The sequence below is a fragment of the Calothrix rhizosoleniae SC01 genome (genome assembly GCF_900185595.1).
Lineage (GTDB): Bacteria > Cyanobacteriota > Cyanobacteriia > Cyanobacteriales > Nostocaceae > Calothrix_A > Calothrix_A rhizosoleniae.
In genome coordinates, this window is sequence record NZ_FYBH01000463.1 from 1 (window position 1) to 1,259 (window position 1,259).

Below are 1,259 nucleotides of genomic sequence, written 5' to 3' on the forward strand. Positions count from 1 at the left end.
ACAGTGTTGAGGATATCTTTCATCATCAGGGACAGTAATACCTCTAACTTGCAGTTCAGCCACCGCATACTGGGAAATTGCTCCAATGTTGTTTATCCCCCGTTCTAATGCTAAACTCCGGGAATCAGCTTGCCAATCGAGTTCTTGTTTTGTACCTAGGTGATTAAAGAAATGTTCCGCAAATCGGCTACGGTAATAGTTACCAGTACAAAGAAATAAGATTTTATTCATCTTTACAAAGCTTTAACTCCGAGGATTTTCCTCCAGATATTTACGGACTCCCTCACTCATTTGTAGTAAATTCGGCTTAATTTTTTGTCCGAGAAATTCTTCCACCACATGGGCAATTTGACCACTAATAAATTGCGGTACACCCTTGATTTTTTTCGGATCAATAATTAATTCACCACGACTTTCAATCACAGTATTACCATTTTTCTCCAAGAAGCGATTAATCCCACCACAGCTTACAGCTTCGGTAAAAGCATGGGTTTTTATTGACCATTCCAGAGTGAAGTCTTCTACCTTCCAAGTATTATATTCTGTCCACGAAAGCATCTCTTCGCTGATTATAGCCCTTGCTGCCATAGGAATATCACCACCACCATGCCATTCATTTACGCAATAAATCTTTCCATCTTTTTCTTGCCGTGATTTGACTTCGATATCAAGCACATTGGGCATATAGGGAACCAATTCCACCAGTTTATCCTGAAAGGTTGGATAAACTAGGGAACGAGCAAAAGGGATACTGCTATTGTTAGAGATATTCATCCACAATTTCTGTTCATTTTGTCAAAACTATAACAAGAACTAGGAGTAAATGGGGAATGTGGGAGAAAAGGGCTAGTAACTGAAACGAATTATCTAGGCATATGTCATCAAAACTCATTATTTTGTATAGATATCAATCTGTCAACATATTCTCTAAGTCTTTCTTGCCAGTTAGGAACGGCTTTTAATCTTTCCTTCTGTCCTTTTCCTTTATACCCCTTAAAAGCGATAGCTTGTTTGTCTAGCGGTCGTCCTAGGCGTTTTTTAGCCCCTAAATCAATATTGGTAAAAAGAATAATCAAGAATTTACCAAGATTCCCCACGGGAAATTAATTCACCTGTTGATCAGAAGAAGTAGAGGAAAAGGTGCAGTCTTGCTGGAGGGAATGCCGTTTCCCCCTGGTTCTTCTGGTCATAATAATTTTGGATTTTGGAATAAAACCCAATGACAAAAAGCAATACCTACTATTTATTTTTCTCGTTTT

At 38.4% G+C, this 1,259-nt stretch carries 3 protein-coding genes; all 3 read right to left on the reverse strand.

Annotated features, from left to right (window positions below; all coding sequences use genetic code 11):
• A partial coding sequence (locus CALSC_RS25485) for an arsenate reductase/protein-tyrosine-phosphatase family protein (protein WP_456151092.1) occupies nt 1-231 on the reverse strand: 231 nt, incomplete at its 3' end.
• 12 nt (nt 232-243) lie between these two features.
• Nucleotides 244-774, reverse strand: a complete 531-nt coding sequence (locus CALSC_RS25490) for a hypothetical protein (protein WP_088243968.1) — start codon at nt 772-774, stop codon at nt 244-246.
• A gap of 107 nt (nt 775-881) precedes the next feature.
• Nucleotides 882-1,097, reverse strand: coding sequence for a hypothetical protein (locus CALSC_RS25495; RefSeq protein WP_235006960.1), 216 nt, complete (start codon nt 1,095-1,097; stop codon nt 882-884).
• Nucleotides 1,098-1,259: the final 162 nt, after the last annotated feature.

Excerpts from the sequence above, each read along its gene's own strand:
- CALSC_RS25490 (WP_088243968.1), bottom strand. The coding sequence starts at position 774 with ATGAATATCTCTAACAATAGCAGTATCCCTTTTGCTCGTTCCCTAGTT.